Annotated in this window: 11 protein-coding genes; all 11 read left to right on the top strand. The window is 69.0% G+C overall.

The genetic code is table 11. The features are described from left to right. Positions 1–130 precede the first annotated feature (130 nt). A complete protein-coding gene (locus G6O54_RS07030; protein WP_165222246.1) occupies positions 131–712 on the top strand; it encodes a hypothetical protein in 582 nt (193 codons plus the stop codon). Between the two features lie 84 nt (positions 713–796). After that, a complete protein-coding gene (locus G6O54_RS07025) occupies positions 797–2,230 on the top strand; it encodes a glycosyltransferase family protein (protein WP_165222243.1) in 1,434 nt (477 codons plus the stop codon). 325 nt (positions 2,231–2,555) lie between these two features. Continuing rightward, the gene (locus G6O54_RS07020) at positions 2,556–4,280 is read left to right on the top strand and encodes a peptidylprolyl isomerase (protein WP_165222240.1); all 1,725 of its coding nucleotides are present in this window, start codon (positions 2,556–2,558) and stop codon (positions 4,278–4,280) included. 90 nt (positions 4,281–4,370) lie between these two features. Next, positions 4,371–5,159, top strand: coding sequence for an RDD family protein (locus tag G6O54_RS07015; protein WP_165222237.1), 789 nt, complete (start codon positions 4,371–4,373; stop codon positions 5,157–5,159). Between the two features lie 7 nt (positions 5,160–5,166). Then, on the top strand, positions 5,167–6,192 hold the full coding sequence (locus G6O54_RS07010; RefSeq protein WP_165222234.1) for a stage II sporulation protein M: 1,026 nt from the start codon (positions 5,167–5,169) through the stop codon (positions 6,190–6,192). 77 nt (positions 6,193–6,269) lie between these two features. Beyond that, positions 6,270–6,545 (top strand): hypothetical protein, encoded by a 276-nt coding sequence (locus tag G6O54_RS07005; RefSeq protein WP_165222231.1) that lies wholly within the window; start codon positions 6,270–6,272, stop codon positions 6,543–6,545. A gap of 30 nt (positions 6,546–6,575) precedes the next feature. Then, complete coding sequence (locus tag G6O54_RS07000; RefSeq protein WP_165222228.1) at positions 6,576–9,362, top strand: heparinase II/III family protein; 2,787 nt, start codon at positions 6,576–6,578, stop codon at positions 9,360–9,362. A 142-nt stretch (positions 9,363–9,504) separates the two neighbouring features. Next, positions 9,505–10,572, top strand: a complete 1,068-nt coding sequence (locus G6O54_RS06995; protein WP_165222210.1) for a hypothetical protein — start codon at positions 9,505–9,507, stop codon at positions 10,570–10,572. A gap of 43 nt (positions 10,573–10,615) precedes the next feature. Then, the gene (locus G6O54_RS06990) at positions 10,616–13,588 is read left to right on the top strand and encodes a DUF1553 domain-containing protein (protein WP_205678689.1); all 2,973 of its coding nucleotides are present in this window, start codon (positions 10,616–10,618) and stop codon (positions 13,586–13,588) included. An 8-nt stretch (positions 13,589–13,596) separates the two neighbouring features. Then, positions 13,597–15,090: a DUF1501 domain-containing protein gene (locus G6O54_RS06985; protein ID WP_165222207.1), complete on the top strand. Its 1,494-nt coding sequence runs from the start codon at positions 13,597–13,599 to the stop codon at positions 15,088–15,090. A 343-nt stretch (positions 15,091–15,433) separates the two neighbouring features. Continuing rightward, positions 15,434–16,261, top strand: coding sequence for a hypothetical protein (locus tag G6O54_RS06980; RefSeq protein ID WP_165222204.1), 828 nt, complete (start codon positions 15,434–15,436; stop codon positions 16,259–16,261). The last annotated feature ends 3 nt before the right edge of the window (positions 16,262–16,264 follow it).

The raw sequence follows: 16,264 nt of genomic DNA, 5'->3' as shown, positions 1-16,264 counted from the left end.
CCGGATCATCTTGTCTGCATACGATGGGTCGGCCTCCCTGTCGCCCCGGGATCATGAGTCCCAAGTGCTCGGCCCGATGCCCGTTCCGAACCACCCGCGACGCCGCCATCACCCCTTGTGGAGCCGCCCCATGGCCTCGAAACCCGTCCCCTCCCTGGAGTTCAGCGAGGGGCAGGCCCTCGCCTTCGACCTCGTCGGCACGGTGTCCCTCCCCGGTCCATATCCCGCCACGGGCGAGATCTTCCTGATCCGGTATCCGGGCCCGACCGATCCCAAGGCCAGGGACCGCCACCCGAGGTATTACCTCAAGTCGGTCCAGCATCTCAGCCAAACGCACACCGTGACCCGATTCGTCTCGATCCCCGACATCAAGCTGGTCCGCTTCGTGGACGAGGACGAGGCGGCGGAGGCGGGATGGGGCGGCGACGAACCGTGCTGGCTCTCCGAGGCGACGATCGTGAGGCCCGGCGAGATCCGCGACCTGATCGGCTCGCTCAAGTGGGACCCGAAGGCGGACGACGTGGCCTACGAGGTCCGGCTCCCGCAGGGGACGCGAGGCATCATCTATGTGCCGGAGAACGCACCGGTCCTCACGCGCCACGAGAGCCTGATCTCGGCGGCGGCGAGCGCGGAGGGGAGCTATTCGCCGGCCCGGGGCTGCGCCAGCATCAAGAAGGCGCAGGCCCTCTCGGCATGCCCCCACGGGAGGTGATGTGTGCTTCATCGCGGCCGAGGCCGACGTCCCCGGATGGCCCGTTGATCCGCGTCGGCCGCAGGACCCCATGGTGGAGAGTCCATGATCGTCGATCTGGTCTTGCTCAGCCGGGATCTCTCGCCGCCGCGAGACGATGTCTGGCGCGGGATCGCATCCCAGCGGGGCGTGCGGCTGAATGTGCATCGCAGCACGGGGCCGCGCCTGCCGGATGACCCGCATCGTCACGCCACGATCGCTCGCGCCCGCAATCAGATGAAGACGATCGGCACGGCGCCCCTGGTCATGTTCGTGGACGACGACGTCGTCCTGGAGCCCGACTGCGTCGCCGCCCTCGTCGATGGGCTCCGCCGGCGACCCTCCTTCGCGGCCCTGGCGGCCGATAGCGCCGGGGAGATGGCGAGGGAATGGGAACACTGGGACTATCCCACCCACGTCGGGATGGCCGCGATTCTCTTTCGCCGCCAGGCCCTCAACAGCATCACGTTCCGTTGGGAGCCGGGACGTTGCGAGTGCCTCTGCTGCTGCCACGACCTGCGGACCTCTGGACGCGGCATCGGCTATCATCGCGCCGCGCGGGCCTGGCATCGTCCCCTCGCCGATCCAGCCGTCAACCAGCCGGCCTGCGCGACAGCCCACACCGTGCCGGCGTCGACTCCAGTGGGCGCAAGACGGCCTCGTCCCGCCGGCCGCATCCTTGCCGCCTTCGACCGCCGCGACCAGCGTCGTTTTCGCAAGCAGTTCATGACCACGCTCAGGGAGTCCGGGAACGAGGAGCATGTCTGGGCCTTTGCCTACGGGCTGAGCCCCATGGAGACCGAACAGCTCGAGGCCCTGGACGGGCTGACGGTCGTCTCCATCCCGGCGAACGGGGATTGCCCCGCGCTTCGACGCCTCGACGATTTCCCGAAGGTGCTCGCGGACTGGCCCGCGGACACGCCCGTGGGGTACTGGGATGCCGGCGACGTCCTCTTCCAGTCGCGGCTCGGCCCGCTCTGGGATCTCGTGGCCGAGGACCCGGAGCGACTCCTCGTCTGCCCGGAGCCGCTCAGCTACCCCGAGAACCCCGTGATTCGGACGTGGTCGGACTATGTCATCGACCCGGTCGCCCGCGAGGAGACCTTCCGGATCATGTCGTCCCAGACCTTCCTGAACAGCGGCTTCGCGGCCGGCACGCCGGGCAGCTTGATGGCCTATTGCCGCGCCGGCGTCGACCTGCTCCGGTCCCCTGCCCTCTGGGGCATGGATTTCTGGGCCGACCAGCCGGCGATGAACCTGTACCGGCATGACCATCCGGAGGCCGTCAGGATCATCGATCGAGGCTGGAACTACGCGCTGGCGGGCCGGCCCCCCGAGCAGTATCAGATCGATGAGGACGGGCGCGGCTGGCGGGCCGACGGCGGCCCCGTGCATGTCCTCCACGGGAACTCGGGGACGCTCATCTGGCTGGAGCGGACGGCGTGGGGGCCGGCCGCACGCTTCGGACCGGCTCCCCCCCGGGCCATGGCATCGCGTTGAGCGGATCCCGGTCGTGAACTCCCACGGGCGAGGGCGGGGGGGCGGAGAGAATGCGCGCCGATCGACCTTGCCGGAGGATCCAATTCGGTTATGTTGGGGCCGGTACTCCGATCGCGGCGGGACTCGCCTGCGCGGAAGGGACCGCCGGACCGGGATCCACGCCGGCCCCGTCACATCTCTAAGGACCGTGGGACCGGGACTCGACAGGGATCGGAAATGCGTCGTCGGGACGAGTCCGCGCATGGACCGCGGCCGTGGCTCGTCCCTCAAGTGCCCCGTCCGCCGCTCGCCGCTCGAAGTCTCCAAGGATGGAGATGTGGGACAGATGAAACAACGAATTGCCCTCGGATTACTGAGCCTGCTCGCGGCCGGTTGTGCCCAGCCGCGACCGACCCTGCCGCAGCCGCCCGGGGCGGCCCGTCCCGTGGGACTGGAGCCGGTCCCGGTGCTGAGCGACACGATCAATCGAGGAACGGGTGATCGGGCCGTCCAGAGGACGGCACTCGGCGACCCGAGGAACCGCAAGTGGTCGGGGAACTTCATCCCCCAGGAATCGCCCGCTCCCATGGAGGCGAGCGTCGCGCCGGACCGCACCCAGTCGGTTCGGCCCTCGCCGTCGAGCCCTCACATGGGGACTCCGCCCGCCGAGCCTGCACCGGCGCACCAGCCCCCCGCGGCGAGCACGTCGGCGGCGCGAAATGCCGACGCGAGCACGGCGGCCGCCGCGCCGGCCGAGCTGCCCCCGATCGACGAGACGGCAAGCGGTGTCGAAGCAGGGCCGGGCGATCGAAAGGACGGACCGGTCGCCGCCGCGACCGCCGATCCGCTCCTGGGCCCCGATCCCAACGTCGCCCCCCCCGTCGAGCCGCCGCCGGCGGCCGGCCCGAACCCGAACTCGGCCCCCACGGCGCCTCCAACCGGCGGAGAGCCTCCGCTCGAGATGGCCCCCGAGCCGTCCGCCACACCACAACCGCAGGCATCGACGACGTCCCCGGCCGCCCCGGCGCAACCCGGGGCCGGCGTCGTGAAGGCATCTTACAACCCGGACACCCTCAAGGAATCCGACATCAACCGGGATTGGAAGCAGGCCGGCGGTTCGGCCGCGCGGGTCGGGAACGAGGTCATCACCTATCACGACCTGGTGGTCGCGGTTCAGGAGAGGATCGGCAAGATCGCGCCCGGCCAGCGTCCCACCCCGGCCGAGCTGACCATGGTCGCCAAGGTCGTCCTCACCGGACTCATCGAGCGCACCCTCATCACCCAGGAGGCCAAGCGGATCCTCAAGAACCCGAAGCAGCTCGATCGGCTCTACGCGGCGGCCGACCAGTACTTCCGCGAGCAGGAGCTGCCGATCATGATGCATCGGTATCTCGTCGAGACGGAGACGCAGCTTCGCGACAAGATGGCGGAGTCCGGCAAGTCGCTCGACGCGCTTCGGCAGAGCTTCCGGCAGGAGTTCCTGGCCCAGGCGTTCCTCGAGCAGAAGCTGATCGACTGCCGTAAGGTCGAGCTCCCCGAAATGCTCAAATACTATAGCGAACACATGCATGATCGTGAATTTGATCGCCCCGCCCAGGTGACCTGGCGTGAGCTGATCGTGGAGACCGGCGGGCATCCCGACCCGGCCGACGCGCGTCGCAAGGCCGAATCGCTCCTCGCCCGGCTCCGCAAGGGGGAGGATTTCGCCGCGCTGGCGAAGGCGGAAAGCGAGGGCCCGAGCGCCATCAAGGCCCAGGGCGGCCTGATGCAGACGTCGCCGGGGAGTTACGCGGTTGAGTCCGTCAACCAGGCCCTCTCCACGCTGCCGCTGAACCAGATCAGCCCGATCCTTGAAGGCCCCTCCAGCCTCCACATCGTCAAGGTGGAGAGCCGTCGCGACGCGGGCCCCGCCTCGTTCGAGGAAATCCAGGAGCAACTACGCCGGACCATCATGATGAACAAGATCCGGAAGGGCCGGGAGGAGCTGATCGCCAAGCTGAAGCGGAACACCCCGATCAGCTCCAAGGTCGTCGACACCGGCAGCGACCCGTCCGCGTCCGCCTCCGAGTGATCCGACCCACGAAATGCCCGGGCCGATGGCCCCTCGGGTTCCTCCGCCTCCATTGCCGGTATCCCGCCGCGGACGCTACGATGGGCATCCATGAACGCCCCCATCGCACCCAGCCTCGACACGGCCCCCGACGTGCCCGCGTCGTCGGGCTCGGCGATCGACGGGTCGGTCCGCCTCGAAACACCGGAGCGGATTTCCTTCGATTTCCCGCTGGCGGGCCCCTTCCGCCGCTTTCCCGCCTACCTCATCGACGCGTGCATCCTCGTCGCCCTTTCGATCGGGGCCCTCATCCTCTCCGTCAGCCTGGTCGGGAGTTCGGGAGTCGGCCTCGTGATGGTCTTCTTCTTCATCCTCACCTGGGGATACGGCGCCTTCTTCGAGGGTGTGCTCGACGGTCAGACGCCGGGGAAGAAGGCCCTGGGACTAAGGGTCGTCTCGGAGCGGGGCGTCCCGATCAGCGGACCGCAGGCGATCCTGCGGAACCTCGTCGGCTCGGTGGACGGCCCCGTGCCGTTCGCGTACCTGCTCGGGCTCTCGAGCATGCTCCTGACGAGACGATTCCAGCGACTCGGCGACCTGGCGGCGGGTACCATCGTGATCGTCGAGGAGCGCAGGCCCCGGCTCGGCCTGGTTCGCATCAATGAGCCGGCGATCCGAGAGCTTGTCGAGCGTCTGCCCGCTCGGATCGCCGTCGGATCGTCGCTGGCGCTGGCCCTCTCGGATTACGCGAGCCGTCGCCGGCACCTCGGCCGGGCGCTCCGTGAAGAGATCGCCGCCCCGCTGGCCGCGCCGTTGTGCAGGGACCTGGGGCTGCCTCCGAACCTTCCCGCCGATACCGTGCTCTGCGCGGTCTACCAGCGTGTCTTCCTGGGGGAGTAAGTCTCGGATGCGAGTCGGCGAACGATTGCAGGGGCGAGAAGCCGCGTGGAAGGACCTGGAAAGCCTGGTCGAGCGGCTCGGCGCGAGTCGCCCGCGCAAGGCTTCCGCCGAGGAGGTCCTGCGCCTGGGGCAGCTCTACCGCGGGGTCTGCACCGACCTGATGCTCGCCGAGGCTCACGATCTTCCCCGAGCGACCGTGACCTACCTCCACGGGCTGGTCGGTCGATCGCACAACGTCCTCTATCGAACCCGGGGGTTCTCGCCACGGGACCTGGGCCGGGCGCTCTTCGATGAGGCCCCCAGGCAGCTCCGGGGCGATCCCGCGGTTAGGATCGCGGCGGCGGTCTTCCTCGTGTCCTTCCTGTTCGCCGCGCTCGCCGCGGCGGCCCAGCCGGACTTCGCGCGGCAGGTGGCGGGGGAACAGGCCCTCGAACAGATCGACCACATGTACGCGCAGCCCCTCTCCGGTCCCGGCTCGGAGTCGCTGGGTCGCGACGATGCGATCATGGCCGGGTTCTACATCCAGCACAATGCGTCGATCGGCCTGCAGTGCTTCGCCTGGGGGATCCTGTTCGGACTGGGAAGCCTGGCGCAGCTCCTGTCCAACGGCATCGGCCTGGGGACGATGTTCGGGCACATGGCCACGTCCCCCCATGCGCGGAACTTCTTCACGTTCGTGACGGCCCATTCGAGTTGCGAGCTCACCGCCCTGGTCTTCGCCGGTGCGGCCGGCCTGCGGATGGGTTGGGGGCTGATCGACACTCGGGGCCAGACTCGCCTGGAGTCGCTCCGCCGCGAGGCGGCGGCTGCCCTGCCGGCGCTGGGCGTCTCCGTGATCCTGTTCATCGCCGCCGCCTTCATCGAGGGCTTCGTCTCCGCGTCCGCGTTGCCGTACGCGGCCAAGCTCGCCGTGGCCCTGATCGCCGCGGCGCTCATCCTGAGCTACCTCTCCCTCGGCGGCCGGCCTGCGGTCCTTGCCAACGCGTCGCCCCGGGGTGGCGGCGGCGTTGCCTCGGAGACGTCGGAGCGTTAGCATCGTCCAGGGGCGGCCTGCCCTCGTCGCTGCGGTCGAGGCGTGCCCGCCGTTTCGGAGTCTCGAGGAGACTTGCCATGGCCGAGAGCAGCTCGTTCCACTACCAGCCGACGTGCTCCACGCCGGGGTGTCCCCATCCCGCAGTCTACAAGGTTGGTGCAACCTGGTCGGACGGCACCAGCCGCGAGTTGAAGAACTACGGGCTTGCCTGCGAGGCGCATCGCGAGGCCCTGCTGGCGAGGGCTCGTCAGCGTCGCGACCAGCTCCGTCTCGCCGAGGGAGAGTCTGCCGGACCGGTCGTCCTCTATCGCCTGGAGCCAGGCCGCCGCGACACGGCCCTTTCCCAGGCCTGAGTTCCTCTCTCCTCACGGAAGGACTGGCGGATGCGAAGGGATGGAGCCCGTCGGATCGGACGGATTCAGCGGCGAGCGACGCGTCAAGCCTTCGCGCTCGCCTGCGGAGCCCTCCTGGCCCTACTCGCCGCACCCCTCGCCAAGGCTGAGGGCCCGCCGGCCGGCGACGCGTCGATCCTCGATCACTTCCAGCTCCCGGAGCCGTGGAGGGCCGAATTCTGGGCGAGCCCGGACGCGAAGGCCCTCCTCCAGCTCGGTCCGCGCGACCTTTCCGAGCTCGTGCCGATCCAGGCCGGATTGCGGTACTGCCGATGCCCGGCCTGCGGTGCGAAGGAGCGTGATGAGCCCCTTTCCTGGACGATCCGGAATCCGAAGGTCGTCACCTGCCGATTCTGCAAGGCGGCCGTGCCGAACGAGAAGTTCCCGGCGAAGGGGGACCGGAAGGAGCCGCCGGAAGAGGCCGTCGAGGTCGTGCCCGGGGTCGTTCACCATTATCCCTACCACCAGGTCGTGGAGGCCGAGGCGCGTTATGCGGATGAGCGGCTCTACCTCCAGGCCCGGCGGGACTACGAGGCCCGAAGGTTCCTGGCGCGAGCCGCCCTCTACTGTGCCGCGGAGTTTCGAGCCAGGCCGCCGGCCCAGCGCGATCCGAGGCTTTCGACGATCGCCTGCGTCCTGATGCTGCGGTTCGCCCAGGTGTATCCGCGCTACGCGACCCACGTCGATCAGCCGGACCGCGCCAAGATCCTCCAGCCTTCGCGGCTGCGACCTCCCCTGCACCCGAACTACGAGATGGCCCGTTGGGAATGGAACGGCAGCCTCGAGGTGCCGGCGAACCTGGTCGTCGCCCGCTGCCTCCTTCGCGGCGATCCGGCTTGGGGCCGCGCGGGCGAGCTGCTGGGAGAACCCTCGCCGGAGAAGACGGTGGACCGGGACCTGTTCCTCTCCGCCGCCGAGATGGCACGCCAGCAGCCGGATGACTTCTCCGAGGATGCGCTCAACGTCTATCGCGGGATGCAGGTCGTGGGACGGCTGCTCGGGAACGACGCGCTGATCGCCGATTCGATGGCCAGGCTCGAAGGATTCGCCTCGCGGGGCTTCTATTACGACGGCTTCTGGCGTGACGGCCAGCTCGGCTCCCATTCGCGAGTCCTCGCGCAGCTCGACACCTGGATGGCGAACGTCCTGGCCAAGGACGTGGCGGTGCGGCCGGCGTCCACGGCGGCGCCGGCGGGTCGCGCCTGGCCGCCGATCCTCCAGCTCGCGAGGAAGGCCGAGGGGGTGCTCCGGATCGGACCGCGGGGCAGCAAAGTCGTGCAGGCGAGCTGGCCGGACCGCGAGGTCGAGGGGGATCGACGCCCGATCTTGCTCGGTGCCGCGGGACTGGCCAGGCTCGCCGTCGGCGAGGGCGACAACGCGATGGATGTGGATCTCCTGGGCCAGGACAGCTTCGGCGGTCCCCACTTTCAGCGGCTCGCCCTGCGACTCGCCGTGGCCGGGCGGCCGATGCTCGGCGACCTCGACGAGTCGGGCGCGGATGTCCGGGGCTGGCGTCTCGCCACGGCGAGCCACAATGCGGTCGTGGTGGACGGCCTCAATCAGCGCGAGCAGCCGAGGGCCGCCGCGGAGGCCGTGGCGGGGAGCAACTTCCGTTTCTTCGCCGCCGATCCCGATTTCCAGGTCGCCTTCGCGGACGACTCGCGAGCATACCCGATCTCCGCGACCCGATACGCGCACGCGGTCGTCGCCAGCGCGGGCCGCACCTCGCGGTACGCCGTTTCGGTATTCGAGGTCCGCGGCGGCACGCAGCATGACCAGCTCTTTCATTCGGCCTCCGGGCCGGCCGCGAGATGGGCAACCTCCGCGGCGGCGGAACGACCGCCGGCCAGTCTCCTGCCCGCCGGCCTCACCTTCCTCCCCTCCTCACGCCCGGAGGACGGTCGCTGGTTCGTCCAGGCCTACGGTGAATTCCATCCCACTTCTCGGGCGAGGCTCGTGAAGCCCACGGTGGCGAGCCTGGTCCGGGACGACAACAAGAGCGGCAAGGGGCCAACCTCCGGGCTTCGCCTGCACATCCTGGGCGACCTTCCCGCGATCGCCATCGCCGCGACCAGCCCCGACCCGACGGCCGGCGAGAAGGCCAGCGATTCCGCCGGGTCGGTCGGACGGGCCAGCCTCTTGATTCGACGGCGAGCCGAGGATGGGGGGGAACTCCACTCCGTCTTCGTGTCGCTCTTCGAGCCGATCGGGGGGACGATCCCCGCGCTTGTCCGGGTCGGCCGGGTCGCGTCCGAGCCGGGGGCCGTGGTCCTCACCATCGAGACGGCAGACGGGCCCGAACATCTGATCGTGAACCTGGAGCCGGGGAAGATCCGGAAGGTCGTCCTGTCGACGGGGCGACGCGTCGCCTTCGACGGGGTTGCGCTCCGGATCCGCGAGGGCTCCGTCGTGCTGGCCGGCGGCACATTCGCCGAGGCGGCGGGCAAGCTCGTCTCCCAGCCGAGCCTCCGAGGGACGATCGTCGGCTCGGAGCGGAGGGCCAGCGCGCACAGCCTCGGGTGGTTCGTCACGACCGAGTCGCTCGAGGCCACCGCGGCGCCGGCCTGCCGAACCCTGATCATCGAGCACGGCGACGGGACGAGCCATTGCTGGACCCTCGATGCCATCGAGCCGACCGCCGAGGGGACTCGTCTCCACGTTCGCGAGGAGCCCGGCTTCGTCCTCGGCTCGGCCGACCAGGCGGCCGCGTATTACCAGTTTCCCCAGGTCCAGGCCCCGGCGCCGCATCGGTTCCGGATCTCGATGATGTCTCGTTGAGCGCCCCGGGAACGAGATCCCGCACGTTCTCGGATCCCCGAGGTCGCCCGACCCTGGACGCGAGGCCGCGTTTCCGTTCCAATCGAGGCGAGAGCGTCGATGATCTGATCGCGTCATTCCGGCTCGCGTCGAGGTCATACTCATGTGCCGTCGCTTCGTCCTCGCCATCGCCTTCTGCCTTTCCGTGTTCCCGATCGTTGCGACCGCCTCCGCCCAGTTCATGTTCCCGGGCGGCTACGGCGGCTACGGGTACAGCAAATGGGGTGCAGATCCCGGCGCCGGGTACATGGCGGCACTCGGATCCTATGGACGGGCCCAGGGGGCCTATGAGCTGGAGAAGGCGAAGGCCGACGCGATCAACGTCGAGACGATGGTCAAATGGAACCGGGCGCTCCGCGCCCGTCAGGCCCAGTTGCGCCAGGACCACGAGCAGGAGCTCGCCCGGAGGGAGAGAGAGCGAGAGGCACGCGTGGCCGAGCGAGCGGTCGAGGACGGCACGACGCTGAACCGGCTCCTGCTCGAAATCCTCGATTCCGACCCGACGGTCGTGAAATCGACACTCTCCCGAGCCCCGCTCAGCGCCGACGCGATTCGGGAGATCCCCTTCGAGTGGGACAGCGAGGCCATCACGGGCTGCCTGGATGAGATGTCGGGATCCGACTCGCTGCCCTCGATTCTGATGCGTCCGACCTTCGAGACGGAGCGATCGGCCCTCAAGGCCGCCGTGCTCCCCGCCCTCGACGAGGACCGGAAGGGGGAGATCTCACCCGCGACCCTGGCTCGGCTTCGCGAGGCCGTCGCGAAATTCAAGGCCGCATTCGCGAAGAAGGGTTCGGAGTTCGATATCGGCTATCAGGAGGCGCGGGATTACCTGACGACGCTGGACAGCCTGAGCCGCCTGCTCCGCGACCCGAGCATGAAGGCGTTCCTGAGCCAGGTCGACGATGGCAAGCCGAGGACGGTCGGGGACCTGATCGGATTCATGAACTCGTACAACCTGCGATTCGGCGCGACGACGAACGAGCGTCAGGTGGATCTGTACCGTCGGCTGATCCCGCTCCTGGTGGAGATCCGTGATGCCGGGTTCGCCTCGCGGACCACACCGGCGAGCGCACCGGCGAAGGACGCGAAATCGCTCAAGGCCGCGGCGGCCGAGGCGTTCCGCGGCATGAGCTGGAAATCCCTGGACGCACACGATCGAGGCCGATGACAGGGGCGTTCCGCGGAGCCTTGCCGCGCAGGAGTCCTCGCACTTGCTCCGAATCCCCGGCGTCAGCATGCTCTGGCTCGTGCTCGCGACGAGTGCCATCCCGGCGCCGGCCGCCGACTACGCACGCGACGTCCGGCCGATCCTCGAACGTCGCTGCCTGGGCTGCCACGGGGCCGGCCGGCAGAAGGGCGGGCTGAGCCTGGACGATCGGGCGTCCGCCTTCAAGGGGGGAGGCCGAGGCGAGCCCGCCATCGTGCCCGGTCGGCCTGACGAAAGCCTCCTCTGGCTGGCGATCTCCGGCCGGGACGAGGAGCTCGTCATGCCACCTCGGGACAGCTCGGTGTCCGGGCCCACCGAGGACGAACGCAGGATCATCAGGACCTGGATCCAGGAAGGCGCCCCCTGGCCCGAAGACTCGCCGGCCTCGCGGGCCCGATCGGAGAAGGGCTGGGCCTGGAAACCGATCTCTCGGCCCGCTATTCCGGCGTCGGAGTTTCCGAATCCGATCGACGCGTTCGTGTCCGCCAGGCTCCGGCGGGAAGGGCTGGCGATGGCGACGGAGGCCGATCCTCGGACCCTGATTCGTCGCGCCAGCCTCGACGTCACGGGACTGCCGCCGAGCTTCGAGGAGGTCCGCGACTTCCTCCGCGATCCGAGGGCGGATGCGTATGAGCGGCGGATCGACGAGTTCCTGGCGTCACCTCGCCACGGGGAGCGCTGGGCTCGTCACTGGCTCGACGTCGTGCACTTCGGAGAGACCCACGGATACGACAAGGACAAGCCGAGGCCGAACGCCTGGGCCTATCGCGACTACGTCATCCGCGCCTTCAATTCGGACAGACCCTACGCGAGGTTCGTGCAGGAGCAGATCGCCGGGGACGTCCTCTTCCCCGACACGCCCGAGGGGATCGAGGCGCTCGGGTTCATCGCCGCCGGCCCGTGGGACTTCATCGGCCATGCCGAGCTTGCGGAATCGAAGGTCGACGGCAAGATCGCGCGGCACCTCGATCGCGACGACATGGTGAGCAACACCATCAACACCTTCTGCTCGGTCACGGTGCATTGCGCCCAGTGCCACGACCACAAGTTCGACCCGATTTCGCAGGAGGATTACTACTCGCTCCAGGCCGTCTTCGCCGCGCTGGATCGTGCCGACAGGCCATACGATGCGGACCCCGCGATCGCACGAAGTCGTCGCGATCTGGAAGGTCGGCGTAAGGCGGCCCAGGCGAGGCTGGATCGCGCCTCCGACGAGATCGCCAGGACCGGCGGTCCGGACCTCGCCGTGGTCCAGGCCAGGCTCGCCGCGGCGGAGCAGCCCTCGGGTCCGGGCCGGAAGCCGGAGTTCGGATGGCACAGCGCCGTCGCCGCGGCCGAAGGCGAGACGAAGTGGGTCCAGGTGGACCTGGGGCGCCCGATCGAGATCCGCCGCGTGGTCCTGGCACCCTGCACGGACGACTTCAATGGCATCGGCGCGGGCTTTGGTTTCCCCCGACGCTATCGGGTCGAAGCCGGCGACGACCCGAGCTTTCGAACCGGGGCGCATCGCCTGGTCGATCGCGAGGCCGGGGACGAGCCGAATCCGCGCGGCGATTCGCGGGCGTATGAAGTCACCGGCGTTCGCGCCCGATTCGTCCGCGTCACGGCCACGAAGTTGGCGCCCCGGCAGGGGGATTACATCCTGGCGCTCGCCGAGCTGCTCGTCCTGGACGCGGACGGCCGCGATGCGGCGGCCGGGGCGCCGGTCACCTCGCTCGACAGCATCGAGGCTCCCCCCCGCTGGTCGCGCGGGAACCTGACGGACGGGATCTATCCGTCGAGCCCGCGGGGCGACATCGACGCGCTTCGAGCCGAGCGAGATCTCGTGCTCCGGCGGGCCGTCGGCGAGACGCTCCTCCGGGAGCGTGACGAGGCGACGGCGGCACTCGCCGGGATCCGCTCGGAGATCGATCGACTCCCACCGCCGCGGATGGTCTTCGCGGGGACGGTGCACCACGGGTCCGGGACGTTCGTGGGAACGGGCCCATCGGGGGGGAAGCCGCGACCGATCACCGTCCTCGCCCGAGGCGACGTTCGAAAACCCGGGAAGCCCGCCGGACCGGGCTCGCTCTCCGCCGTCGCCGGACTTCGGTCGCGCTTCGACCTGGCGAATGATGCCCCGGAGGGCGATCGCCGGGCTGCCCTGGCGCGTTGGCTGACCGCAAAGGAAAATCCGCTCATCTGGAGGAGCATCGTCAACCGCGTCTGGCAGTTCCACTTCGGCGTCGGGATCGTGGACACGGCCAACGACTTCGGCCGGATGGGCGGCACCCCAAGTCATCCCGAGCTGCTGGACTGGCTCGCGGCCTGGTTCCGCGACGACGCGGGGGGCTCGCTGAAGGCCCTGCATCGATTGATCGTCACGAGCCGGGCCTATCGCCAGCGGTCGGACATCGACAACCCGAAGGCGAGCGCGATCGATTCCGAGGATCGTCTCCTCTGGCGGATGAATCGCCGCAAGCTCGAGGCCGAGGCCATCCGCGACGGCATCCTCGCCGTCGCTGGCAAGCTCGACGTCAGCCGGGTCGGCGGGCCGAGCTTCCGGGATTTCGTGATCGAGCGGCCCGATCACTCGCCTCATTACCGTTATGACCTCGCCGGAATCGAGGATCCCGCGCTCTGGCGACGCTCCGTCTATCGCTTCGTGGTGAGGAGCCAGCAACAACCCTGGATGGCTGCCATGGACTGCGCCGATCCTTCGCTCCTCGTCGATCGCAGGAACCAGACGATCACCCCCTTGCAGGCCCTGGCTCAGCTCAATGACGCGCTCATCCTGGTCATGTCGCGACACTTCGCGGCCCGGGTCCAGGGGGTGGGGGACGTGAAGGCCCAGGTTGATGCCGCATTCCGCCTGGCACTCCAGCGCGAGCCGGATGCCGAGGAGGAGAAGGTGCTCGCCGAGTTCGCGAGCCGTCACGGCCTTGCCGCCGCTTGCCGACTGATCTTGAACCTCAACGAATTCCACTTCGTGGACTGAGGGGATCCATGCGATCGACGACCCAGGCCCCGTGCTCGTCTGCGGGTCGAGAGCTGTCGCGAAGGGAGCTCCTCAGTCGGAGTGGCGGCGGCCTCGGCGGGCTGGCGCTGGCCTGGTTGATGAATGCGGAAAAGGCGCGATCCGAGGGCGTCACGCGGGCCGCGCTCCATCACGCTCCGCGGGCCAAACGGGTCGTCCAGTTGTTCATGGCCGGGGCGGCCAGCCACGTGGACCTCTTCGACTTCAAGCCCGAGCTGATCAGGCGCCACGGCCAGCCGAGCGACTTCGGCGAGCCGGTGGAGACGTTTCAGGACGGACTGGGCCCCTGGCTGCGTCCGATCTGGACGTTCCGACGGTATGGGGAGACGGGCAAGGCGCTCAGCGACGTCGTCTCCGACCTGGGATCGGTCGTCGACGAGATCGCCTGGATTCACAACATGGTCGGCAAGACCGGCGTCCACTCCCAGGGGACGCTCCTCCAGACGACCGGCTTCAATCGCCCGGGTTTCCCGGGGATGGGGGCGTGGGTCAGCTACGGGCTCGGGTCGCTGAACGAGGACCTTCCGGCCTTCGTCGTGCTGCCCGACCATCGCGGGCTCGCCTCGAACGGCACCAAGAACTGGGACGCCGCGTTCCTGCCCGCCCGCCACCAGGGGATTGTCCTGGATCCGACCTCCTCGACGCCGATCCACGACCTCTTCCCCGATCCGCGCGCCGACTTCCTGACGCAGGCCGGCGAGGCCGACGGACGACACGTGCTCGAACGACTCAATCGCCGACACGCGGCAGTGCGACCGGGCGACGACCGGCTCGAGGCCCGCATCCGATCGTATGAGCTGGCCGCGCGGATGCAGCTCGCGGCGCCGGAGGCGCTCGACATCCGCGACGAGCCATCTCACATCCTGAGACTCTACGGACTCGACGGCGGCCCGATGTCGTGGCCGTCGCAGATCAATGCCCCGGAAGAGACCTGGAATTTCGGGCTGAAATGCCTCATCGCCCGCAGGTTGCTGGAGCGAGGGGTCCGCTTCGTCCAGGTCTGGAGCGGCAACGACAACGGATTCCCGCGCCGGAACTGGGACTCGCACGAGGATGTGGAACGGGACCACGGGCCGCTCGCTCGGGGGATGGCCCGGGGCGCCTCGGCCCTGATCCGGGACCTCAAGCAACGCGGCCTGCTGGACGATACGATCGTCTACTGGACGACGGAATTCGGCCGCATGCCGAGCTCCCAGGCGGGCCGCGGGAGGGACCACAATCCGTTCGCCTTCACGACATGGCTGTGCGGAGGCGGGATCAAGCCCGGCTCCTGCGCGGGAGAGAGCGACATCTGGGGCTACAAGCCTCGCGAGCCAGGCCGAGGGACCGAGGTCTATGACGTCCATGCCACCATTCTTCACCTCCTCGGGATCGACCACGAGCGGCTCACCTACCGACATGACGGCATCGATCGCCGACTGACCGATGTCCACGGCCACGTCCTCAGGGACCTGATCGCCTGATGCGTCCCTTCGATCGATCCCGTCCCCGTTCGTGCTCATCCCAGGCGAACCAAGTCGATCGGTATCAGACCGAGATGAGGCCTGGGGAACGAATCGAGGCCGTCGAGGTTTCTTGTGCCGGGGTCTTGACAATGAGGTCGTCGGTAGTAATCTAACTCTCGTCAGACCGAACGGGTTATGCCATCCGCGGCCCGTCGGCTGGCCGAAGCGTCCGCTTCGATTATATGGCCTCTTCTCTGTTCCGGCCCCGACGACCCGTATCACTACGGGTCGCCGGGGTTTTATGCTATTGGGCAGTCGGAACCGAGCGGGGCGATGTCGGGCCGTGAGGCGAGGAAGCGACGTGGCACAGAGGAACTGGCAGCGAACGGGGACGTCCTATCGCGTGGAGTGGGGCGGTCGCCCGTGGGAATTGCGGGTGGACGGCACGTCTCCCGGACTCCGTCCCTGCGGGGCCGGGTCGGGGGGAGAGTTCCTCTGCCTCCGCGGCATCGCGGCGACCGGCCGTCGCGGGCTCGGGGCGCTCGGCGAGGCGTCTCTGCTCGGCAGCGAGCAGTTTCGATCGCGCGTCGAGGCGACGTACGCCCCCGCGGGTTGGGGCGACCTGCGCGTTCGCGCGTGCTGGTGCCCGAGCGAGGACGACGCCGGAATGGACCTGGAAGTCCAGGTCCTGGCATCCTCGGTCGGGGACCTGAAATCCCTCGAGGTCTACGAGGAGACCGTCACGGACCTCGATCCCTCTGCGGCCATCCGTTCCGCTCTCGCGTGGGTCATCGAGGCCAGAGACCGACGATCGGCGGGGCTCAGCTACGACGGCCGGGAGGATGACGAGCTGCTCGCGGCCGCGACGACCCTCCCCGTCCCCGCGCCCGGCGTTCCGATCTCGAGGCCGCGGGTCGTCTCCGGCCCCGATCCGATTTCGGGACGATCTTACCTGGAATTCGTCCACCCCGACGACGTCTCGCGGAGAATCGTGGAGACGAGTCAGGCCGGCCAGGAGGCCGGTCCCGTCGGGCGGTTGAGGCATGCGCTCCTGGGCCACGACCTGGAGAAGGGCGTTGTCATCCGGGGTCGACTGCGCGGCCTCTGGATGGCCGCGGACGTCGTCGAGCAACAACTCGGCGAGTCGTACTCGCGGTTCCTGGACGCGCCCCTGCCGCTCGGGATCTAGGCG

Source organism: Aquisphaera insulae, assembly GCF_011064615.1.
GTDB lineage: Bacteria > Planctomycetota > Planctomycetia > Isosphaerales > Isosphaeraceae > Aquisphaera > Aquisphaera insulae.
The sequence above is the reverse complement of the archived record's forward strand: the minus strand, read 5'-3'. Positions and strand labels throughout refer to the sequence as shown.